This is a genomic window from Streptococcus atopicus (assembly GCF_049166725.1).
Taxonomy (GTDB): Bacteria; Bacillota; Bacilli; order Lactobacillales; family Streptococcaceae; genus Streptococcus; species Streptococcus hominis.
In genome coordinates this window covers 160,324-184,046 of sequence record NZ_JBMHFC010000004.1, presented here as the reverse complement: position 1 = coordinate 184,046, position 23,723 = coordinate 160,324, and the positions used below count along the sequence as shown (strand labels likewise).

Below are 23,723 nucleotides of genomic sequence, written 5' to 3'. Positions count from 1 at the left end.
CGCGCTTTTCTGAGTTATGTGCTCTCTTTGATATGGAACACACCTTCGCCAGAGGAGTAGCTGGACTATAACTGAGGATTGAACAAATCCTATTGGCTTATAATTTGAGCTATTTTGAACTTAACTAGCACCACGGGTATATACCGTATATTTAATAGATTTCTTAACCTCTTCAGTTGATTAGATTGAGCTTCTGGCAAACGAATATTCTTCTCAATCAGCTTTTGAGAAAGAGCAAGATTCATACGACTTAATATAAATGGAGTTGCTATTTCCTGCTTTTTCAACTCTTCACGATAAGATAACAAGACTTTCTTCAAATCGGGATTCGTCAAATTTGAAAGCAGATCGTCAACAATAGTGATTGCTTCATCTCGTCTCTCTTTGCCACCTGAAAACCAGTTTATCTCTACCATCAGATTTTCCTCTTTCAATTTATAAAATTGACTTTTAAAATTGTTCAATTGAAATTATCTTGAACATAATTTAAATATAACCATTTTCTTGGTTTTGTAAACATTAAATTCTTAAACAGTAGCTTTGACATCTTGAATGGTATTTTTTAATCATTTAAGACATCAGAACGACCATTTAAGATTAAAATGCTCTTTTTCTTGCGCTTTTTGAGAAAATAACATTACAAAACGAAAGGAAAACATTATAGTGAATTTAAAAAAATCGTTTGTGCCGCAAATAGATGCTAGAGATTGTGGTATTGCTGCTCTGGCTTCCATTGCTAGATACTATGGTTCAAATTATTCTTTAGCACACTTGAGAGAGCTCGCAAAGACAGACAAAGAAGGGACAACTGCACTTGGAATTGTCAAAGCAGCAAAAGAAATGGGCTTTGAAACCCGACCAATCCAAGCAGATATGACATTGTTTGAAACAGAAGAGCTTCCCTATCCTTTCATCGTACATATCAACAAAAATGGCAATCTTCAGCACTATTATGTCGTTTATAAAAACGAGAAAAAGCACTTGCTTATCGGTGATCCTGATCCAACTGTCAAAATAACTAAGATTAGCAAAAAACAATTTGCAAAAGATTGGACTGGTGTTGCTATCTTTCTCGCACCGAAACCTAGCTATAAACCTCATAAGGATAAGAAGAACGGGCTTGCTAGCTTTTTACCACTCATCTTTAAACAGCGTTCTTTGATTTTTTATATTGTCTTAGCTAGTTTGCTCGTGACCCTCATCAACATTGTGGGCTCCTATTATCTGCAAGGTGTTTTGGACGAATACATCCCAAATCAGATGAAATCAACTCTTGGGATTATTTCAATTGGGCTTATCATTGCCTACATCTTACAGCAAATGATGAGTTTTTCAAGAGACTACCTGCTAACAGTTCTCAGTCAACGATTAACAATTGATGTGATTTTGTCTTATATTCGGCATATTTTTGAATTACCAATGTCCTTTTTTGCGACGAGACGCACTGGGGAGATTATTTCTCGTTTTACAGATGCCAACTCCATTATTGATGCTCTAGCTTCAACTATCCTGTCTCTCTTTCTTGATTTGTCCATTGTGATGATTGTCGGCAGTGTTCTTTTACTGCAAAATGCCAATCTCTTTTTACTCACCTTGCTTGCAATTCCTATCTACGCTCTCATTATTTTTGCTTTTATGAAGCCTTTTGAAAAAATGAATAACGATGTTATGCAAAGCAATGCTATGGTAAATTCTGCCATTATCGAAGATATCAACGGAATTGAAACCATTAAATCTTTAACCAGCGAAGAAAGCCGTTACCAAAAGATTGATAGCGAGTTTGTTGATTATCTGGATAAGACTTTCAAATTAAGTAAATATTCTATTATGCAGACAGCACTCAAACAAGGAGCACAATTTATTTTGAATGTGGTCATTCTCTGGGTCGGAGCCTCTTTGGCTATGTCTCAAAAGATTTCAATTGGTCAACTGATTACTTTCAATGCTCTCCTTTCATACTTTACTAGTCCACTTGAAAGTATCATCAATCTTCAAACCAAACTGCAATCAGCTAAAGTTGCCAATCATCGACTGAATGAAGTTTATCTGGTAGAATCCGAATTCAAAACCAAGCAAGTCCTTACGGAGAAAAAATTCTTAGCTGGAGATATTACTTTCCATAACGTCTCCTATAAATACGGATTTGGACGAGATACTTTATCAGATATTAGTTTGACTATCAAGAAGGGAGATAAAATTAGTCTTGTCGGCGTCAGCGGTTCGGGAAAAACAACACTTGCTAAGATGATTGTTTATTTTTATGAGCCTTATCAAGGGCAAATTCGCCTCAATGGAAATGACCTCAAGACGATTGACAGGAAAGTTCTTCGGCAATATATCAACTACCTGCCTCAGCAAGCTTACATCTTTAGCGGTTCCATTCTAGAAAACCTCACATTAGGAGCCAATCAAGCAGTTTCTCAATCAGACATTCTTCGTGCTTGTGAAATTGCAGAAATCCGCTCAGACATTGAACAAATGCCTCTGGGATACCAGACAGAATTGTCTGACGGAGCTGGATTATCTGGTGGACAAAGGCAACGAATTGCACTTGCACGCGCTCTGCTGACGAAATCTCCTATTCTCATTTTAGATGAAGCAACGAGTGGATTAGATGTTTTAACAGAGAAAAAAGTCATTGATAATCTCATGAAATTACCCGACAAAACCATTATTTTTGTTGCTCATCGTCTCAGCATCTCAAAGCGTACAAATCAGATTATTGTCCTCGACCAAGGAAAAGTAATTGAAACTGGTTCTCATACTGAATTGATAGGAAGAAAAGGTTTTTATTATCATCTATTTAATAAATAAGGAGTAAATTATGAATCCCAATCTGTTTAAAAGTTCAGAATTTTATCATCGAAGATACCACAACTTTGCGACTGTTCTCATTCTGCCTTTGGCATTCTTCGTTCTATTTCTTGTCCTCTTTTCCTTTGTCGGGCAAAAAGAAGTGACTGTCAAATCCATTGGCGAAATCACACCAACGAAAGTCATTGCCATGATTCAGTCAACCAGTGACAATACGGTTCTGACCAATCATTTAGCTGAAAATAAGACCGTCACCAAAGGAGAATTGTTGGTTCAATATACAAAAAATATGGAAGCTTCCCAACAAACAGCCATTGAAACGCAACTTGCCACTTACCAGCGCCAAAAAGCAGAATTAGAAACATTAAAGAACAGTTTACAGCAGGGAACAAATCTTTTTACAAACAAAGATGAGTTTGGCTATGCCAACACATTTAACAATTTTATCAAACAATCAGAAGATTTAACTATCGGCATTTCAAAAAATAATTCCGAAGTTAGTAAACAAGCTTCTTTAACCAACCATACGATTGCTGCTATTGATGATCAAATGAACGAATTAACAAAACAAATGAATGATTATCATGAACTGTATCATGCCATTTCTAGCAACGCTTCAAATTTGCCCCAAAATAATCCTCATCAAGCAACCTTTAACCTATATAAAAATGAATATCAAGTCAAACCTGATCCGTCAACTACAAATCAATACCTATCTCAGATTAATACGAATATATCCAACCTCAAATCTTCCCTAGCCAATCTAAACATTCAAAAAGCTGGTACTGGAACTGCAACAACCTATGATAATAGCCTTTCGACTAAAATTGAGGTGCTTCGCACACAATTTATCCAAACAGCAGACCAACAGTTAACAAGCCTTACGACCCAAATTACCGATTTGCAAAATCAATTGAACCAAGCAAATGCTCAACTTCAAAATAATCAACTGACTGCTCCCGAAACAGGGATTCTTCATATCAGCAGTGCGCTCAAAGGGAAGTCTTTACTCCCCAAAGGAACGGAAATTGCTCAGATCTATCCAGATATCACGAAAACAAAAGAAGTTCTTATCACCTATTACGTGCCTTCAGCCTATATGACCAATTTAAAAAAGGGACAAACTTCCCGACTTATCTTAGAAAAAATTGGAAATCAGACAATCACTATTATCGGTAAAATTAATAGCATTGACACTTCTGCTACTGAAACAAAACAGGGAAACCTGTTTAAAATCACTGCAAAAGCTTCCGTATCTAAAAAAGATAGCCAGATCTTGAAGTACGGTTTGCAAGGACGAGTAACGAGTGTCATTGCGAAAAAATCATTCTTTCATTACTACAAAGATAAACTGCTCAATAATGTCGAATGACTGTTTAAGGATTTTACTCATCAGAAGATTGTCTTATATGATAAGACATTTTACAAAGAGGAAAAATTATTATTGTCGGAGAAAATATTGATTATGAGCTATTATTTAAAAATCATTATCTCGTTTTTGGCGTGATTGACAGAACAAACGATCATTCTCTGAATTTCCTCAAACAACAAATCTGGTTTTATTTGGAAGGAATTTATAGGTAATTTTACTATAACAGAAAAAACGAACCTTATCAGATTCGTTTTTTCTATCTCATTGCACACTTTATTTTGCTGCTACGTACAATTCATTGACCTTGTTCCAGTTGATGACTGAAAAGAAGGCTTTGATGTAATCTGGACGAACATTGCGGTATTTCACATAGTAGGCATGTTCCCAAACATCAATTCCTAAAATTGGTGTCTTTCCTTCAGAGATTGGTGTATCTTGGTTAGCAGTTGAAGTCACTTCTAATTTGCCGTCTGGGTTGACCACGAGCCAAGCCCAACCTGAACCAAAGCGACTTGTCGCAGCTGTTGTAAATGCTGCTTTGAAATCCTCAAATGAACCAAATGTTGCTTCAAGGTCTGCTGCTAATGCTGCTGATGGCTCTGTCTTTTCTGGTGTCATCAATTCCCAGAAAAGCGCGTGGTTGAGATGACCACCACCGTTATTGATAACAGCTTGACGAATATCCGCTGGAATCGTTTCTACATCTGACAAAAGTTGCTCCAAATCCTCACCAATTTCAGGGTGTTTTGCCAGAGCCGCATTTACATTATTGACATAAGTATTGTGGTGTTTGTCATGATGCAAGTGCATCGTTTCTTCATCAATATATGGTTCCAAAGCATCGTAAGCATAAGGTAGATCAGGTAAAATAATTGCCATTGGTTTGTTCCCCTTTTTCATTTTATATGAAAATGATAACGTAGACCAACAAAATTTTCAACTTATTTGCTTATAAGTTGTGGGTAGCAATCTTTAATAAAGCCAAGTCAAAGAGGTAACCTTTCTCATAAACTCCAGACTTGATTTGGTAATCTGTTTCAATCAAGCAAGCAAGTGCTTTTTTCAGAAAATCAAGCTGTAAAGAACGCACATCACGCAAAGCATATTTGATTTGAAAAGGATTCACCTTTCGTCCTAAATAACTGGACAAATCCGCTACAATCTGACTTTCGTTACATCCATTTTCAAAGAGGATTTTCACTTGTGTGAATATGCGGAACTGTCCCAGCATAATCGCAATCAACTTGATTTCGTCTTCACCTTGCAATGTCAAGTCTCGCACCAGGCTTCTTGCCGCATCTACCTTTTGCTGCAAAATCATCTGAGTCAAGTCAAAAATATTGTCCTGCAAAGTCTTTGGAATCGCTTCAGCAATGTCATCACTTGTAATGATGCCATCTTTTTTATAGTCCTTTAAAAAAGCTAGGTTTTTGCTGATTTCACTAAAATCGAAACCAGACTTAATAAGCAATTCTTCTAAAACTTGCGAACGAAGTTCTAACCCCTGTTCTTGAACTTGCTTACTAAAGTAGGTGCGTAATTCTTGTTCTTTGGGCTCACTTGCTTCAAACACTTTGCCATCCCGTTTGAGCAGCTTTACAATTCGTCGTTTGCTGTCCAACTTCCCTTCTGCAAAAATGACCAATTTCGTTGTATCTGCAGGATTCTCCAAATATTGCTCAAAAGATCTTAGCTCAACATCCGTCAAATAGCGTTTTTTAGCTGTTGTCACATCCAAAAAATGATCCAAAATGACGATCTTCTCTTCAGAAAAGAAGGGCAAACTCACTAAATCAATCTCCACATCTGGATAAACAGCTTCTTTCATATCAAAATAAGCCATATTTAAATCTGCCGCATTATATCGAATTTGGCGTAAAAATTGTGATTTCATCCAGTCAAATTGTCCTGTATCATCACCAGTCAAAATCGTCAAACTAGGTAGATTTGTCAGATTTACAGCTTTGCACTCTTCAATCGCTAACACAATGACCTCCTTTTATAAATTTACTTTTCTCTTTTCACATGTTGTTTATTCTATTAAATACCTTTATAAATCTCAACTAAGTGCTGAACTTTAACAAGAATTTGGTGTTTTTTCAACTCTCGAGCTCCCTTACGACGAGAGGTTGGTGGAATGATTTCATCCAAATCTGTTCCACTATTTTCCGCATATCCACGTTGAATCGCCCGATCAATGAATAATTGATAGCCATCTACTAGCTTTTCAGACTCAGCCAACTCATGGATAGCTCTTGCCTTACACTCCTTACCATAAGCATAAAAAGCATTGATAATCTCATCATGATCTTTCAGATTCGCTAAATCAGTATCATTGATAAACCCAATAACCAACTCTTCTTTGGCACGAATATCAATACTAGAACGAATCACACGACTAACTTCTGCTTTCATTGCCTCTTTGGACTCAGAATTCTTAGATTTTTCAACAATCAATGCCAGAATATAATCTAGATTAATCTCATCTATTTTTAAGAGTTCAATTTCAAATTCAACATCTGAAAGGTCAAGCTCTAAATCTTTAGCCTTTTCATAGTTTTTAAGGTTTAAGAATTCATCTCGAATTTCCACATAGGCACTTCTTAAATCCTGAAGATAACCTTCAGAAATAGGTTTGTCGATTTCTTGGAATTCGTCATAATTTCGAAGAACATTATCAAGCTTCAACAACTCACCAAATAACTTAACAAACTCTTTTTTCTCATGCTCTGTTTCAATTTCTTGCGGATTCGGGAATCTTTCCAGAATTTCCTGACAAACCGCAGTATATCCTTTGACCTCAATACCCGTTACTTGATCCACGAAACCATCCATGTATTCGCTAAAACTTTTTTCTAAGATGATTTCAAGCTTATTGGTGTCTCCAAAAGTCTTAATAGCTTCTTGCGTAGCCTTTTCTAAATCACGGAAACAAACAATATTCCCAAAAGGTTTCACTTTATTAAAAATGCGATTAGTTCTTGAAAAGGCTTGAATCAAACCATGATAACGTAGGTTTTTATCTACAAAGAGAGTATTCATAGTTGGAGCATCAAATCCCGTCAAGAACATCCCTACTACAATCAGCAAATCCACTTCCTTGGACTTAACACGTTTAGAAAGGTCTCGATAGTAATTTTGGAACTCCTTCCCATCAGTCGAAAAGTTGGTCTTGAACATTCGATTATAGTCATCAATCGCTTTTTCCAGAAATTCTTTAGAAGATTGAGGCATGGCTGTATCTTGAGGTTCTAGCTCTTCGTCTTGAATTTCGCCATAGGCTGACTGTTCTTCGTTTGGCGCAAAGCTAAAGATGGTAGCAATTTTCAAGCGTTTAGCTTCTGGTAAGGATGCTTGTTGTCGCTGGAGTTCGTCGTAGTATAGTTTTGCTGCTTCAATACTTTGTACCGCTAACATGGCATTAAATCCAAACAGTTGCTTTTGCTTATGAGTATAGTGTTGATTTCGATGCGTCTTGTCATTATAAACTCTCAACAGGTACTCAGTAATGGTTGCTATCCGTTCTGGATGGAGAAGGAGTTCTTTCTCCATCTTTTTGAGTTTCTTCTCATCGAGCTCTCGGCCAACTGCCTTTTCTGCGTGTCTATATTTATTGATTTCAGGCTTGATATAGTTATAGTCAACCTTAAACTTCAATACTTTTTTATCTCGAATAGCATCTGTGATAACGTAGTTATGAAGTTGTTCTCCAAAAACTTCTTGTGTCGTTTCACCCGTCAAGCTATTTTCTGGGAAAATCGGTGTTCCTGTAAATCCAAATAAGGCGTACTGTTTAAAGGCCTTCTTAATTCGCTTTTGCGCCTTCCCAAACTGCGAACGATGACACTCATCAAAAATCAAGACACATTTCTTAGCATAGATTTCATGATTTGGATTCGCTGTTATAAATTTGTTTAACTTTTGAATGGTTGTGACAACGATTCGATCATCATTTTCTTCGATACTTCGTTGGAGTTCTTTGGTATTGTTGCTACCATTGACTGAATTCGGCTGGAATTTTTGATACTCCTTCATGGTCTGATAGTCAAGGTCTTTTCTATCAACCACAAAAATCACTTTGTCAATGTAGTCCAACTCTGTCGCCAAGCGTGCAGCCTTAAAGCTGGTCAAAGTTTTTCCTGACCCCGTTGTATGCCAGATATAGCCACAAGCATTGATAGAGCCAAAGGTCTTCATTTCATTGGAAGAATGAATCTTTCGCAAAATACTCTCCGTAGCAGCTATCTGATAAGGGCGCATAATTAGCAAGGTATTATCAGCATCAAATACACAATACTTGATCAACACTTCCAAGAGAACTCGCTTGCTCAAGAATGTAACAGTAAAGTCTTCTAGGTCGTGGATTGTTTTATTTTTGCGGTCTGCCCACTCACAGGTGAACTCATAGTGATTTTTATTTTGAGCTGTCGTATTGGCAAAATAGCGTGTATAAGTCCCATTAGAAATGACAAAAATCTGAATGTATTTATATAAAGAATTTTCGCTATTGAAGCTTTCCTTACTATATCTATGAATTTGTTCAAAAGCCTGTTTAAGACTAACTCCACGTCTCTTCAATTCAATCTGAACTAACGGAAGGCCGTTTACTAGGATAGTCACATCATAACGGTTGGTATGACTCCCCACCTGCGTCACTTGGTTGATGACCTGCATGCTGTTGTTATGAATATTTTTCTTATCAAGGATGAAAATATTCTTAAATCGTCCATCATCAAAGACAAAGTCATGGATATGATTTTCTTGGATTTTTCGAGTTTTTTCAACTAATCCTTCATTGGGACAGTCCAGATACTCGACCACAAAGCGATTCCACTCAGCCTCCGTAAAGGTCACCTTATTGAGCTTTTCAATTTGAACCTTGGCATTTGCTAAGAGTTCGGCAGGCGTATGGATATCTAGTCTTTCGTAGTTAAGATGATGTACCAAATCAGAAATCAACTGATTTTCCAGGTCAGCCTCTGACTGGTATTCTCTATCTGTGCGATACTCTGGTTGATACTCAGCCAAGAGAATCCCTTCATTTGTTTCCGCAATTACTTCATGTACTTTTGAATAATCAACCATAGTATGTTTCCTTTTTTGTTTTAATTGAGATTCTTTCTCAAAATCATTAAAGAATTTATCTAGTAAAGTTTAATAATTGTTCTCGCCAGTATTCATACTGTTTCTGTCTTAGTTCGATTTCTTTTGGAAGGCCCTCAGAAAGAGAATTGGTTAAGGTGTTGAAATTGTCAAGGGTAGAGACGATTCTTTCTTGTTCTGTAATGGATGGTAAGTAAAAAGTAATTTTATCAATAGCATCCTTAGATAATCTCGGAATACTGGCCTTTCGAACTTGCGATTTGAGTCTATCTTGCTTACTTAACAAGACATAGTACATAAATTTATCAGAAATATTATCTGACGTCTCTAATGTGTAGACATCATCTGCTGCCCAAAAGTCCATAGCGCTATACCCAATTTCACCAGCCGCCCCTGCACAAATTACAAAGCTAGTATTTTTCACTCTGTTTGATTCAGTATAATATCCTAAGGGCGTCAAACTGTTTTGATAAACTGGAAAACTTCCTGTAGTAGCTAATTGTTGTCTCACAAGACGTTTCCCGCGTTGTAAATTGACAACTTGTCCCAACTCCACTCGAATTGGGCCAAACACCCACTGTAAAAGTTTGATAATTGCAGAGTTGTCCCACTCCTCTACTCTACTCTACTCTACTCTACTCTACTCTACTCTACTCTACTCTCAGTGTACTCGCCTTCGGCGACGAATGTCAAGAGTTTTTCTCGAAAATATTCGTACTGTTTTTGACGCAGTTCTATCTCCTTGGGAAGTCCGATATTTAAGTCGTTACAAACCTTGTCAAAGTTATCAAGGACTTGGACAATGCGAGATTGGATTTCGAGAGATGGAAGTGGGATTTTGAATTTTTCAGTATCATTACTAGAAATTTGTGGCATCTGCATATTATTAGCAATGTTTTGGAAATATCCTTTATTGTGAACTAAATAATGATAAATATATCTCAGGTTTATATTTTCATCATCTGAACTGTACGACCAAAATTCATTTTTAAAACTAAATGGTTTTGTACAATATTCAAAATCAATAACCCCTCTAGATTTTACAACAATTGCTACTTCAGTATGAATATCTTTATCAGGTATATCTCCATAGTTCACATCAGCGTACGTTTTTCCCCCTGCAAAGATACGGATAGGAGCTCCGTCTTTGTGAAGTACTTTCATCTGACTAGCCGTAATTTTAGTACCTTTTCCTTTTTTAAGACATTCGTTCAACGTCTTCCACTCAACCTGATAAACTTCATCCTCAAATGATAAGAGTTTATCTCGATAATAAGAATATTGCTTTTTACGTGAGGTCAATTCTGAGGTCAATTCTGTGACATAATCGGTGAATTTGTCAAGTATTTGCACGATTTTTTCTTGAATTTTTCTAGGAGGGATCGGAATAAGAAATTTTGAATAAGTTCCAATCCATTGTCTGCCGTGTTGTTCTGGTTTATAAGTTATTGTACCCAAATAATGCCATACATAGCGTAATAAAACTTCGTTTTCAAATTCATCTTTTATTGTTAACATTTTCATTGCTGATGATTTTACTTTAAATTTAAAATCTACCCATTGTTTTGATGTCGTAAAATCATCAAAAATTATAACAGGATTGTTTTTGCTAGCTTGATAAATACCATCCTTTTCATTTGTATAGCCTAATATAAATGATTGTCCAGCAGTTAAAACAGGAATTTCATTACTATCATCATAAGCTTTACTTGATACAATATATTTGCTTGGTTGCTCATAATCTACCACTTTCCCCAACTCTTTCCACTCAACGGGACAGTTTTGGATTTCTTCTAGGATGTTCATAACATACTTCCTCATTTCTTTAGTACTTCTTCCCATTTCTCTACAAATCCGATATGATGCAGATGAATCACTGCTTGATAGCGTTTAATGAGTGCTGACAATTCACATAAAAATCCTTCATTCCATTTTTTCTTATCAGGATAGAGGTTTTTAACTGCATAAAGTTGTGCCATTAGTCTATTTTTCAATTTACTATTTTCATTCATAAAAGCAGGTAGTTGACCAGGGATCTTTGTAAAGCTTGTGTAGTATAATCGATTATAATGAGCGCAGTAATTTCTTAAAACCACTGCAACTTCTAAATAGGTTCTAACTTGAGTAGACTTTATACCAACATTTTTAGCAATATCTTGCTGGATATCTATCGGAGAATCTGCAAAAAATTTCGAAGTCATTCCAAAAGTAAAAAATTCTACTAAAACCCAAATAGGAAATTCTCCATCATATTTTAGCTGATGATGCTTATAAATCGGGCTTTTCTGCCTATGCTCCAACTCCTTTTCAATATCTTCTAAAAATTCATTATGTTTATGAAATTTATTAAAAGCATCCACTTCTTTATAAGCTAAAGCTCCGTATTTGTTTCCATGATGATAAGCAACTTGAGTCCTAAAATACAACTCAATATCCTCTAAATACTTGAAAACAAGCAAGCGTAACTCTGCATCAAAACAAGCAATTCCATAGATTTTCTCCAAAGAAACCTTACTAGAGTCATACTTCTGCGTATCTTTATCACGAAAAGGTAAAAAATAAGCAGTTAGCCGATAATAATTAACCTTTTGTAAAATATCAATCGCATACTCATTTGATTTGATATCTTTACAACCGTGTTCAATTAATTTGGCTACCTGCTCATCCCAAGTTTTAAATTCTTTAATTTTCATAATAACTTCCGTATAAAAAAATGTCCGCCTTGTCACATCAAAGAGAGGTGGGCGGTCCTATTAACTCCATTATACCGTTTTTAGCAGATAATTCAAGGATTTTTTACTTTTTTTAAAATTATTTTGAATATAGTATACTCGATAACCAATCACTAAAATCATATCGAGGTTATAGTAGGCAACTTTTTTTGACTGAGTTTTACCAGCCATTACACCATAATGAGTGGTTGTCAACTGATAGTTTACAACCACTGCTTCATCCAACTCATCATCTTCAAAAATGGCCTTGATATATTTACTAATGTTTTGCTTGGAGCTCTGAAAGAGCTTAGCTAGTTCTTGCTGGGTCAGCTAGACCGTTCCATTATCAAAGTGGAGTTCAATAGCAGACTCTCCGTCATCAGTTCTATAGAGAATCACATCATTTGCTATGGCTCAGTTCCTCTACAATCTTATCTATCTCTGCACGCAAGTAATCAATCTTAGTAACGGTCTCAGCGATTTCTTTATTGAGCTCATCAATATCAATCTTCTCACGTGTATCTTCTTGTTCGACATAGGTTGACACAGATAGATTGTAATCTTGCTCAGAGCCAATCTCCTCATTATCAACAAGAGCTGCTTTATAGTCTACACTTTGATAATTAGTGAACAATTCAACAATATGCTCGATATTGCTATCTGTCAAAACATTGTTATTGGTCTCTTTTTTGAATTCTTTACTCGCATCAATAAAGAGTATTTTATTTTCAAGTTTATTCTTCGCCAAAACTAAAATCGTAGTTGCGATAGAGGTTCCAAAGAAGAGATTATCTGGAAGAGCAATGACTGCTTCAACGAAGTTATTATCTACCAGATACTGACGAATGGTCTTTTCAGCACCCCCACGATAGAAAATGCCTGGGAAACAAACAATGGCTGCCCGACCTTTATTAGACAAGTGGTTAAGACTATGCATGATAAAGGCAAAGTCAGCTTTTGACTTAGGAGCTAGTTTCCCTGCTGGCGCAAAGCGGTCATCATTGATAAGGGTCGGATCTCCGTCTCCCACCCATTTGACAGAATACGGAGGGTTAGAAACAATAGCATCAAAAGGCTTTTCTTCCAGATGCTGAGGGTTTAAAAGCGTGTCTCCTCTCTTTATATTGAAACTATTATAGTTAATATTATGCAAGAACATATTCATGCGAGCTAAGTTGTAGTTGGTCATATTGATTTCTTGACCAAAGAAACCGTCCTCTAGGATATGATCTTCATATTGTTTTTTCATTTGAAGGAGGAGCGACCCCGAACCACATGTTGGGTCATAGACCTTATTAATCTTGTCCTTACCAACCATGACTAGCTGTGCCAGTAATTTAGAAACTGTCTGAGGAGTGAAAAATTCACCACCACTTTTACCAGCATTACTGGCATAGTTTGAAATCAAGAATTCATAGGCATCCCCAAAGGCATCAATGTCATTGTCCTCAAAGTTGCCAAAGTTAATACTATTGATACCGTTAAGAATATCAGAAAGGCGTTTATTTTTTTCTGGGACAGTTCCACCAAGGATGTTGCTTCGTGTATCCAAGTTATCAAACAAGCCCTTGATATCATCTTCCGATTTGAATCCAATCGCTGACTTCTCAATAGATTGGAAAATATTGGCCAATTCTTCGTTTAAATTTTCATTTTGTGAAGCATCCTTGACTACATTTTCAAATAGTTGACTAGGAAGGATAAAGAATCCCTTAGCCTCAACTGTCCCAGATTTAAAATCTTGCTCAGCCTCTTGGTCACTCAATTCAGCATAACAGAATTCTAAGTCGCCAGCTTCATGCTCAGCATGGTCAAAATAGTCTGCCATGTGTTCGGAAATAAAACGGTAGAAAAGGATTCCCAGTATATACTGTTTGAAATCCCATCCATCCACAGCTCCACGTACATCGTCAGCAATCGCCCAGATTTTACGGTGTAATTCTGCTCTCTGACTAGCTTCTGTATTATGTATTGACATATTCATTCCTTCATTTTCTTACTACTCTCTATTGTACAAAAAACAAATGCTTGTTTCAATTGACAACAAGCATTTTCTTTTTAAATCAACTCTGTCCCTGTCCCACTCTGCCTGATTTTGCCAGCTTTCATCAGACCGCCTAAAGCTTTTTTAAACTGTCCTTTGGAAATGCCAAAGGTAGTCTTTATATCCTCTGGAGACGACTTATCATTCAAAGTCATAAAGCCTCCTTGACTTTCTAGGTATGTCAGAATCATCTGGGCGTCATTTTCCAGCATCTCAAAAGAGCGAGGTTTGAGCGAAAGGTTTAAAGTCCGATCCACCTCTCTAAAACCAATGACACGCGCATCCAAGACCTGACCTAAACGCGGCTCTGTGTAACGCTCGCTGGGGTGGATAAAGCCCAGCATATTATTTTCAGGCAGATAGACAAAGGTTCCAGATAACTTCAAACGATAAACAATAGCCGGCCAATTTTGATTTTGCATATTATTATAAGCTGGACGAGCTAATTTCTGGAAATCTTCTTGGTAGGCTAAAAGCCCCCAAATGCGATCTTTTTTGTCTACATCCAGACGAATATAGAGGCAGTCGCCTTTTTTAGGCCAAAGTTCTTTTATTTCTGGCAAAATGTCAAGAGACACTACAATTTGCTTATCTGGAAGTCCTGTGTCAACAAAAACACCTAAGTCCTTGCGAACATCAGTCACTGTTCCCCAGCCAAAAGTCGTCTGGGTCGCTGTTACATCAAGAGTCGTCAAGCGAAGTTTCTGCTTCATGTCGCTGTAGGCAAAGCCCTTGACCGATTCGCCCAACTGATGCTTACCCTCTTCTTTAGCTAAAGCATACGTTTGCCCGTCTTTTTGGACAAAGTAAAAACGATCATTTTCATCGGTTACAAGACCTGTTATAAATGTTGCAAGATTTGTATTCATTTTTTATCTTTCTATCGTTTGAAGTAGATATGAAACATGTCTTCCCACTTCAAAAGAAGAAGCTGGAACAAAAGTGTTCAGCTTCCTTTGTTTATATAGTTATCATTTCTAAGACGCAGTAGTTTGGAGAAACTATGTTGACTTTAGTCAACTAGAGTTTCCCATACACAATTAATGGCACTTTAGTGCCTAATCAATCACTGCTGAGTGAGCTCTAACTCATTGATCAATCAACTTTTACAGCCCTACTCAACTTTGCGGAAGTGGGACGAAATCAAGTTTCTAGGAAACGACTGATTTCGTCCCACCCTCCTTGCTTTCTATTTTTTACTACATACAGAGAAAAGCTTACACTTCAATCAATTCTTTTTCCTTGCTGGCAGTCATATCATCAATATGCTTAACAGCCTCATCTGTCACTTTTTGAATATCTTTTTCAAGTGTCTTCAATTCATCTTCAGTAATTTCTTTTGCTTTTTCTTGCTTTTTAGCTTCATCCATAGCGTCACGGCGAATATTACGAATAGCAATTTTAGCATTTTCGCCGACTTTCTTCACTTCCTTAGCAAGATCACGACGAGTTTCTTCTGTCAAAGCTGGAATGACCAAACGAATAACCGTACCATCGCTTGCAGGGGTAATACCAAGATCAGAAGCGTTGAGTGCGCGCTCAATATCTTTGATAGAAGATTTGTCAAACGGCGTCACCAAAAGGACACGCGCTTCAGGAATCGTGATAGACGCGATTTGATTGAGTGGAGTTTCTACTCCATAATACTCAACTGAAATCCGGTCCAAAAGGCTGGCATTGGCACGACCAGCACGAATGCTACCAAATTCACGCGCCAAACTTTGGTGTGATTGTGTCATTCTTTCTTTCGCTTTTTCTACAATTGCATTTGCCATAAATTATTCCTCTTCTTTTTCTACATTATTTGAAACGGTTGTTCCGATTTGCTCACCAAAGACAACGCGTTTGATATTACCAGGTTCGTTCATATTAAAGACAACAAGGTCAATGTCATTATCCATTGAAAGAGTTGAAGCTGTTGAATCCATGATACGAAGGCCTTTGTTAATCACATCACGGTGGGTTAATTCATCAAATTTCACCGCAGTCTTATCTTTCTTCGGATCAGCATTATAAACACCGTCTACACCATTTTTTGCCATAAGAATCGCATCAGCTTCAATCTCAGCCGCACGAAGGGCAGCTGTTGTATCTGTTGAGAAGTAGGGAGAACCAACTCCAGCACCGAAAATAACGATACGTCCTTTTTCCAAGTGTCGCAGAGCGCGTCCACGAATATAAGGTTCTGCTACTTGCTGCATCGCAATCGCTGTTTGTACTCGCGTATCCACACCCACTTGTTGAAGTGAATCCGCCATGACCAAGGCATTCATGACTGTTCCTAACATTCCTGTGTAGTCAGCCTGCACACGATCCATTCCTGCTTCTGCCGCAGGCTCTCCACGCCAGAGATTCCCACCGCCGATAACAAGGGCAATTTCAATACCCAAATCATGTACTTCCTTGATTTCCTCTGCTATTTTTTGAACGGTTGAAATGTTAATTCCAATCCCTTTCTCACCAGCAAGAGCTTCACCTGATAATTTGATTAAAATACGTTTATATTTCGGGGCTACCATTTTTATTCTCCTTATTTTATCTGTACTATTTTACCATATTTTGAGATTTTTATATAGTCAAATTCTTTAAAAAATAAAAATTTCGATAAAAGGGAGAAGATAGTTTGCTATGCTATTTGAGCAACCAGCTATGGTGTCGTTCATTCATTATGCAACGAATATTGAAATCAGAAACTTTTGTCTCAGCTTCTTTGCCGTTTGTTTCATGTGTAAAAATCAGAACCTAAGCTAAAAAATCTAATAAAACCTGAGTGAAATCACTCGTTGAAAGCGCAGGAACACCTTCTATCTGACTAGCAAAATCATCTGTCATCTTTTGAAGTGCTAACGCTTTTTCAATCGCTTTTATAATAACTTGCGCAGCTTCGGACCACCCAATGTAATCAAACATCATGCAGGCAGACAACAAGAGTGAACAAGGATTTGCTTTATTTTGATTTGCGATATCAGGAGCTGTTCCATGCGTTGCTTCAAAAATAGCATGACCTGTTTCATAATTGATATTAGCTCCAGGAGCAATACCAATGCCGCCAACTTGAGCAGCCAGAGCATCACTAACATAATCTCCATTCAAATTTGTCAAAGCTACTACTTGAAATTTTTCAGGATTTAATAGAATTTGTTGTAAAAAATTATCTGCAATCACATCTGTCACAATCAATTTCCCAGCTGCTAATTCCTTTGCAAACTCCTTCTCTGCAAGCTCATAGCCCCATTTTCTGAAACCACCTTCTGTAAATTTTTGGATATTCCCTTTATGAACCAGAGTTACGTTTTTTACATTGGCAGATAGAGCATAATGGATCGCTGCACGAATCAACCGTTCACTTCCTTGGCGTGAAATTGGTTTAATACCAATAGCACTCGTCTTCGGAAAACGAATTTTATCAATTCCCATTTTCTCTTGCAAAAATTGTATCACTTTTTGAGCCTCATCAGACTCACTTTCCCATTCGATTCCTGCATAAATATCTTCGGTATTTTCACGAAAAATTGTCATATTCGTCTTTTCAGGATGTCGTAGTGGGCTAGGAACGCCCGCAAAATACCGTACGGGACGTACACAAGCGTAGAGATCTAGTTCTTGACGCAAGGCAACATTTAAAGAACGAATGCCACCACCAACAGGAGTTGTAAGAGGACCTTTAATCGCAACTAAATGATGTTGGATTGTCGTTAAAGTCTCTTCTGGCAACCATTCTCCTGTCAAACGAAAGGCTTTTTCTCCCGCCAATATCTCTTTCCAAAAAATCTTTCTACTGCTTTTATAAGCTATCTCCACTGCTTTATCCAAGACAAGCTGTGCATTTTTCCAAATGTCATGCCCAATTCCATCACCTTCGATATAAGGGATAATGGGTTTATCTGGAACTAGCAACTGCTTATTCACAAGGCGAATTCTTTCTGCCATTTTATCTCCTCCCAATAGGAATATAATGTAAATTTTGAGCGCCAACATAATGAGAGCGAGGTCTAATCAACTTATTATTTTTGCGTTGCTCTTGAATGTGAGCAATCCAGCCAGATACCCGACTCATTGCAAAAATCAATGTATAGATACTACTGTCAATACCTAAAACATGATAAACCGTTGCTGAGTAAAAATCTACATTCGGTATTAAATGCTTGGTGTGCTTCATATAACGTTCGATTTCTTCTGAAATCTGGTACCAAATTTCTTTTTCTGTTCCCTTTGTCAATTCCTCTGCCATTTCTCGCAAATATTTTTCACGAGGATCCTGTGTTTTATAAACACGATGACCAAAGCCCATGATTTTTTCATGTGAGGCTAATTTTCGATCCAAATATGCATTCGTATCGCCCTCTGCTTTAATTTCCTTTAACATGTCAAAGACGCATTCATTGGCACCCCCATGAAGTGACCCTTTTAAAGCGCCGATTGCCGCCGTCACACAAGAATAAATATCGGTTAAAGTGGAAGCACATACCCGCGCTGCAAAAGTTGAAGCATTTAGCTCGTGATCTGCATGAAGAACCAGAGCACGATTGAAAGCTCGAATTTCTAATTCTGATGGTTCCTGCCCATTTAACATATATAAAAAGTTCGCTGCAAATCCTAAATCTTTTCTCGGTTCAATCGGAGTTTGCCCCGATCTCAACCTTGTAAATGTTGCAATAATCGTTGGAATCTTAGCCATCAATTGAATACTTTGTTCATAAGTTGCTTCTAGAGACGTCTCTTCAGCATGGATATTATAGACTCCTAAAAGACTAACTGTAGAACGTAATACACTCATTGGATGCAGATGCTTGCGCGACTGGATGAGAATACATTGTTCCACCGCATCACTAATGGCATAGTTGGCACGTAAATCGTTCACAAAATGTTTCAATTCAATCTGAGTTGGTAAATGCAAATTCCAAAGTAGGTAAATAACTTCTTCAAAACTTGCATTATTCTCCATCAATTCGGAAATATTATAGCCTGCATAAGAAAGAGTATCATCTATAATCTGACTGATACGAGTCTCACAGGCAATCGTATCTTTTAAACCATTGCTTTGTGTCATTGTTTTACCTCTTGCAATTTCTTTCTAACCACCATTGGTAAAATTCCCCCATTTTCATAATAACGAATATCCGCGTCTGCATCAAAACGAAGACGTGCTTTAAATCGTGCAATTCGATCGCCTTCTTTTGCAATAACCGTTATGACTTGTCCTACCTGTGGCTCTTTCGGCAATTGAATATCAAACGTTTCTTTTCCAGTTAATCCAAGATTTTGAGCATTTTCGCCGTCCAAATATTGAAGAGGAAGAATGCCCATCATGACTAAATTGGAGCGGTGAATTCTTTCAAAACTTTCAGCTAAAACCACTTTAACACCCAAAAGATTTGCTCCTTTAGCTGCCCAATCACGACTAGAACCCATACCATAATCGCGGCCTGCCAAAATAATCGTATCCACTTTTTCTTTCTTATAACACATAGCAGCCTCATAAATCGGCATCAGTTCATCCTTATACTTTGTATAACCACCAAGTTTTCCAGCTGCTAGTTCATTTTTTATCCGAATATTGGCAAAGGTGCCCCTCATCATCACTTCATGATTCCCGCGACGACTACCATAAGAATTAAAGTCTTGATAGCTTACACCATGTTCCTCTAAATATGATGCTGCTGGACTATTTCTAGCAATATTTCCTGCTGGAGAAATATGGTCTGTCGTAATTGTATCTCCAAATTTTGCTAAAACAGCTAGATTTTTCAACGGTTGAATGCTTGTATCATCTTCCAAACCATCAAAGTAAGGAGGATTTTGTATATAAGTAGAGGCTTGATTCCAGTGATAGATTTTCGATTTTGTTGTTGGAATTTGATTCCATTTTTCACTATCAGTAAAAACATGCTCATACTCTTTTTTAAACAAACTACTGGTAACGTATTTTTGTACATAATCTGCTACCAAATCATGATTTGGCATAAGATCCATGAAGTAAACAGGTAGTCCATTTCTATCATATCCAAGCGGTTCACTTGTTAAATCAATATTTGTATTCCCAGCTAAAGCATAAGCGACCACCAGTGGCGGACTGGCTAAAAAATTTGCTTTAACCAAAGGATTGATTCGTCCTTCAAAATTCCGATTACCTGATAAGACTGCACTAGCAAGTAAATCCGTATCCGTAATTGCTTTTGCCACTTCTGGTAACAAATTTCCAGAATTGCCAATGCAAGTGGTGCAGCCATATCCAACAACATTAAAACCTAATTTGTCCAGATAGACTTGGAGACCACTCTCCTTCAAATAAGCCGTAACAACCTTACTGCCTGGTGCAAGTGACGTTTTGACTGTTTTTGAAACACGCAATCCTTTTTCCACAGCACGTTTAGCTACTAAGCCTGCCGCCATTAGGACATACGGGTTGGAAGTATTGGTACAACTAGTAATTGCTGCAATAGCGACATGACCCGTTTTAATTTCTTCTTCATAATCGTCAAACAATACCGTCGCTGTTTTCCTCAATTCCTCTCTCGGCAAACCAAAACCTCGAACACCCGCTTCTCGGATAAGACTCGCTTGAAATTCTTGCTTAGCATTTGTCAATTCAATTAAATCCTGTGGCCGTTTGGGACCAGAAATACTTGGAACAATGGTGGATAAATCAATCTCAACAACTTTTGAATAAATTGGCTCCACTTTTTCATCATAAAATAGATGATTCTTTTGAGCATAGAGCTTCGTTAACGCAATATGTTCTTCTTTCCGATTTGTTAATCGCATATAACGAAGGGTCTCTTCATCAATAGGAAAGTAACCGCAAGTTGCTCCATATTCTGGCGCCATATTTGCAACTGTTGCGCGGTCTGCCAAACTAAGTGTTGCTAGTCCTTCCCCAAAGTATTCTACAAATTTTCCAACTACATTTTCTTGTCGTAATCGTTGCGTTACTTTTAAAGCTAAGTCAGTTGCCGTTGTAATCTTGGGCAATTCCCCAACTAAGCGTACACCAATCACTTCTGGAACTGGAAAATAAGAAGCTTCTCCCAACATAGCAGCCTCTGCTTCAATTCCTCCAACTCCCCAGCCAAGAACCCCTATTCCATTGATCATTGTTGTATGACTGTCTGTTCCAAACATTGAATCTGGATAAAGCATGCCGTCTTTTTCAATAACAACATCACTAAGGAATTCAATATTAACTTGGTGAATAATCCCAGTTGCAGGTGGAACTGCACGATAATTATCAAAAGATTGCTCAGCCCATTTCAAAAATTCATACCGCTCATTATTACGTGAAAATTCTTTTGTTATATTTTCTTCCAAAGCAGTCTCACAGCCATAACAATCAACTTGCACACTATGGTCAATGACTAAATCCACAGGAATTTCAGGATTGATAAGTTCTGGATCTCCCCCATTTGTTACAACTGCATCGCGCATACTTGCCAAGTCAACAACAACTGGTACTCCCGTAAAATCCTGTAAAATAACACGACTTGGTTTAAAGGGCACTTCACCTCTCGGTTTAACAGCTTGATAGTGCATTAGATTCTCTATGTGATGTTTTCTTACAACATCACCATCTTCTTTTCGCAAAAGACTTTCTAATAATATGCGAATAGAATAAGGAAGATTGTCTAAGTCTCCACCCATATCTAATGCAGCTTTTTCGAGATCAATATAGCTATATTCTCGCTTATCTTGATATAATATAGATTGATATGTTAGCATGAGAAACCTCCCATTAGGAATAATTATTTTATATTATACAATTTTACAAAAATTCATGCAATAGTTTTTATAAAAATATGTAAGAAAATATAACATTACCGGTTTTCGTTTACTATTTCACATATGTATTCGCCAAAAAATCCAAAGCATAAAAAAGCGATGAATTTCATCAATCCAACGCTTTTGATTTTGCAAAAGAAAAACTCCATCCGAAGATAGAGTTTTAGATTCTAAATTAAAGTGAGTTAACATCAACCTTAATACCCACACCTTGAGTAGTGGTGATAGTAAGATTTGTTATGTAAGTTCCTTTTACTGTAGCTGGTTTAGCTTTTGCAATCACATCGTGGAATGCTTTGAAGTTTTCAACCAACTTATCAGCGTCAAATGAAACTTTACCAATGATAGCTTGTACGTTACCTGCACGATCTGCACGGTAAGTAATTTTACCACCTTTAGACTCTTCAACTGCTTTTGCAACATCCATTGTTACAGTACCAGTTTTAGGGTTTGGCATCAAGTTACGTGGTCCAAGGATACGTCCAAGACGTCCGACAAGTGCCATCATATCAGGTGTAGCAATTACGACATCAAAGTCAAGCCAGCCACCGTTGATTTTTGCAACGAGGTCATCTTCACCAACGAAGTCTGCACCAGCAGCTTTTGCTTCTTCTGCTTTTGCACCACGTGCGAAAACAAGCACACGTTGAGTTTTACCAGTTCCGTTTGGAAGAACCATTGCACCACGGATTTGTTGATCCGCTTTTTTCACATCAATGTTCAAGTTATAAGCAACTTCTACAGTTGCGTCAAATTTTGCAAAGTTTGTTTCTTTTGCAAGTGCTACAGCTTCTTCTACACTGTATGCTTTTGTGCTGTCGATTTTTTCAAGAGCAGCACGAAGTTGTTTGCTTTTTTTAGCCATTTTCTATTCTCCTTGTAAGTGGTTCAATCGATTTTCATCTCCCACGTCCTTCTCGTCTGATGAAGTCTTGCGGGTTTGGGTGTTATTGATTAGTCAACAACAGTGAATCCCATAGAACGAGCAGTACCTTCGATCATACGCATTGCAGACTCAAGGTTTGCAGCGTTCAAATCTGGCATCTTAGTTTCAGCAATTTCTTGTACTTGTGCACGAGTAACTGTTGCAACTTTTGTTTTGTTTGGTGTACCTGATCCTTTTTCAACACCTGCAGCTTTTTTCAAAAGAACAGCAGCTGGTGGTGTCTTTGTTACGAAAGTAAATGATTTATCTTCGTATACAGAGATGACAACTGGAATAATCATGCCAGCTTGATCAGCTGTGCGAGCATTGAACTCTTTCGTAAATCCCATGATGTTGATACCAGCTTGACCAAGCGCAGGACCAACTGGTGGAGCTGGAGTAGCTTTACCAGCAGGGATTTGCAATTTTACAAGTTTTTCGACTTTTTTAGCCATTTTTAAATCCTCCTTTGTGGTTTTGGCGGTAACGTAATATTTTTACCTCCCACAAGTATGCTTATGCATACTTTTCTATTATACACTAAACCTGCTAAATTGCAAGAAAAAACACGAAAAATTTTTCTATCTTTCTCCAGTTTTTATGGTAAAATAAACTTATGACATTATTAAAAATCGCATCTATTTTATTTATCTTTTTAACTATTATTTTAACCATTATTATCACTAAATTATTTCGCCTGAAACGGTTTGGCTTGAATTTTGCGGATCTGGCTTTTCCACTTTTTGTGTTGGAATTCTATATCATCTCTGATAGAGCTTTCTACCACAGTCTCTTGCCAGAATTGGCGTTAGCTCTCTCTGCTTTAGCAATTGCCATTACTGTCTACTTTCTTCGAGTTAAACGCAGTTTTTACTATCCTAAGTTCTTTAAATTTTTCTGGCGAGCTGGTTTTATTTTGACCTTCTTTCTCTACCTCGCCATGGTGATTGGCTTATTTTTAGCAAAATAATAAAA

19 protein-coding genes and 1 pseudogene are annotated in these 23,723 nt (G+C 37.3%); 3 read left to right on the top strand and 17 right to left on the bottom strand.

Translation table 11 applies throughout. The annotated features are described in order from the left end of the window. Positions 1 to 89: 89 nt before the first annotated feature. Entirely contained in the window at positions 90 to 416 is a 327-nt protein-coding gene (locus tag ACOMA9_RS04645; protein ID WP_330944860.1) for a bacteriocin immunity protein, read from the bottom strand. A gap of 247 nt (positions 417 to 663) precedes the next feature. Between ACOMA9_RS04645 and ACOMA9_RS04640 the strand changes: the two genes are divergently transcribed. Beyond that, positions 664 to 2,814: a peptide cleavage/export ABC transporter gene (locus ACOMA9_RS04640; RefSeq protein ID WP_414079122.1), complete on the top strand. Its 2,151-nt coding sequence runs from the start codon at positions 664 to 666 to the stop codon at positions 2,812 to 2,814. A 10-nt stretch (positions 2,815 to 2,824) separates the two neighbouring features. Beyond that, a complete protein-coding gene (locus ACOMA9_RS04635) occupies positions 2,825 to 4,186 on the top strand; it encodes a bacteriocin secretion accessory protein (RefSeq protein ID WP_330944859.1) in 1,362 nt (453 codons plus the stop codon). Between the two features lie 273 nt (positions 4,187 to 4,459). On the opposite strand, the gene ACOMA9_RS04630 is transcribed toward ACOMA9_RS04635, so the two are convergent. The 16 genes and pseudogenes from ACOMA9_RS04630 to rplK all read right to left on the bottom strand — a co-directional run bounded on the left by ACOMA9_RS04630 (position 4,460) and on the right by rplK (position 23,203). Beyond that, complete coding sequence (locus ACOMA9_RS04630) at positions 4,460 to 5,065, bottom strand: superoxide dismutase (protein WP_022525198.1); 606 nt, start codon at positions 5,063 to 5,065, stop codon at positions 4,460 to 4,462. Between the two features lie 70 nt (positions 5,066 to 5,135). Then, the gene (holA, locus tag ACOMA9_RS04625; protein ID WP_270206831.1) at positions 5,136 to 6,173 is read right to left on the bottom strand and encodes a DNA polymerase III subunit delta; all 1,038 of its coding nucleotides are present in this window, start codon (positions 6,171 to 6,173) and stop codon (positions 5,136 to 5,138) included. A 53-nt stretch (positions 6,174 to 6,226) separates the two neighbouring features. Continuing rightward, positions 6,227 to 9,271, bottom strand: a complete 3,045-nt coding sequence (locus ACOMA9_RS04620; protein ID WP_330944858.1) for a type I restriction endonuclease subunit R — start codon at positions 9,269 to 9,271, stop codon at positions 6,227 to 6,229. Between the two features lie 55 nt (positions 9,272 to 9,326). Then, positions 9,327 to 9,863, bottom strand: coding sequence for a restriction endonuclease subunit S (locus tag ACOMA9_RS04615; RefSeq protein ID WP_421424766.1), 537 nt, complete (start codon positions 9,861 to 9,863; stop codon positions 9,327 to 9,329). 71 nt (positions 9,864 to 9,934) lie between these two features. Then, complete coding sequence (locus ACOMA9_RS04610; RefSeq protein WP_421424765.1) at positions 9,935 to 11,095, bottom strand: restriction endonuclease subunit S; 1,161 nt, start codon at positions 11,093 to 11,095, stop codon at positions 9,935 to 9,937. An 11-nt stretch (positions 11,096 to 11,106) separates the two neighbouring features. Then, on the bottom strand, positions 11,107 to 11,982 hold the full coding sequence (locus tag ACOMA9_RS04605; RefSeq protein WP_247905554.1) for an Abi family protein: 876 nt from the start codon (positions 11,980 to 11,982) through the stop codon (positions 11,107 to 11,109). A gap of 135 nt (positions 11,983 to 12,117) precedes the next feature. Beyond that, a pseudogene (locus tag ACOMA9_RS04600) lies at positions 12,118 to 12,414 on the bottom strand (virulence RhuM family protein); the annotation flags it as partial. After that, positions 12,404 to 13,981, bottom strand: coding sequence for a type I restriction-modification system subunit M (locus ACOMA9_RS04595; RefSeq protein ID WP_421424763.1), 1,578 nt, complete (start codon positions 13,979 to 13,981; stop codon positions 12,404 to 12,406). The pseudogene ACOMA9_RS04600 and the gene ACOMA9_RS04595, both read right to left, overlap by 11 nt. Before the next feature lie 80 nt (positions 13,982 to 14,061). Beyond that, entirely contained in the window at positions 14,062 to 14,916 is an 855-nt protein-coding gene (gene cvfB, locus ACOMA9_RS04590; RefSeq protein WP_330944855.1) for an RNA-binding virulence regulatory protein CvfB, read from the bottom strand. A 348-nt stretch (positions 14,917 to 15,264) separates the two neighbouring features. Beyond that, positions 15,265 to 15,822, bottom strand: coding sequence for a ribosome recycling factor (frr, locus tag ACOMA9_RS04585; protein WP_003034284.1), 558 nt, complete (start codon positions 15,820 to 15,822; stop codon positions 15,265 to 15,267). A gap of 3 nt (positions 15,823 to 15,825) precedes the next feature. Next, positions 15,826 to 16,566, bottom strand: a complete 741-nt coding sequence (gene pyrH / locus ACOMA9_RS04580) for a UMP kinase (RefSeq protein WP_195672966.1) — start codon at positions 16,564 to 16,566, stop codon at positions 15,826 to 15,828. A gap of 223 nt (positions 16,567 to 16,789) precedes the next feature. Then, a complete protein-coding gene (icd, locus tag ACOMA9_RS04575; RefSeq protein WP_330944854.1) occupies positions 16,790 to 17,992 on the bottom strand; it encodes an NADP-dependent isocitrate dehydrogenase in 1,203 nt (400 codons plus the stop codon). Beyond that, entirely contained in the window at positions 17,979 to 19,097 is a 1,119-nt protein-coding gene (locus ACOMA9_RS04570; RefSeq protein ID WP_003025458.1) for a citrate synthase, read from the bottom strand. Before ACOMA9_RS04570 ends, icd begins: the two co-directional genes overlap by 14 nt. Further along, positions 19,094 to 21,763: an aconitate hydratase AcnA gene (gene acnA, locus ACOMA9_RS04565; RefSeq protein ID WP_330944853.1), complete on the bottom strand. Its 2,670-nt coding sequence runs from the start codon at positions 21,761 to 21,763 to the stop codon at positions 19,094 to 19,096. Before acnA ends, ACOMA9_RS04570 begins: the two co-directional genes overlap by 4 nt. Positions 21,764 to 21,998: 235 nt before the next feature. Then, complete coding sequence (gene rplA, locus ACOMA9_RS04560) at positions 21,999 to 22,688, bottom strand: 50S ribosomal protein L1 (protein ID WP_003025463.1); 690 nt, start codon at positions 22,686 to 22,688, stop codon at positions 21,999 to 22,001. Positions 22,689 to 22,777: 89 nt separating this feature from the next. Continuing rightward, positions 22,778 to 23,203: a 50S ribosomal protein L11 gene (rplK, locus tag ACOMA9_RS04555; protein WP_003025466.1), complete on the bottom strand. Its 426-nt coding sequence runs from the start codon at positions 23,201 to 23,203 to the stop codon at positions 22,778 to 22,780. 161 nt (positions 23,204 to 23,364) lie between these two features. Between rplK and ACOMA9_RS04550 the strand changes: the two genes are divergently transcribed. Beyond that, positions 23,365 to 23,718: a DUF3397 family protein gene (locus ACOMA9_RS04550; protein WP_049533623.1), complete on the top strand. Its 354-nt coding sequence runs from the start codon at positions 23,365 to 23,367 to the stop codon at positions 23,716 to 23,718. Positions 23,719 to 23,723 lie beyond the last annotated feature (5 nt).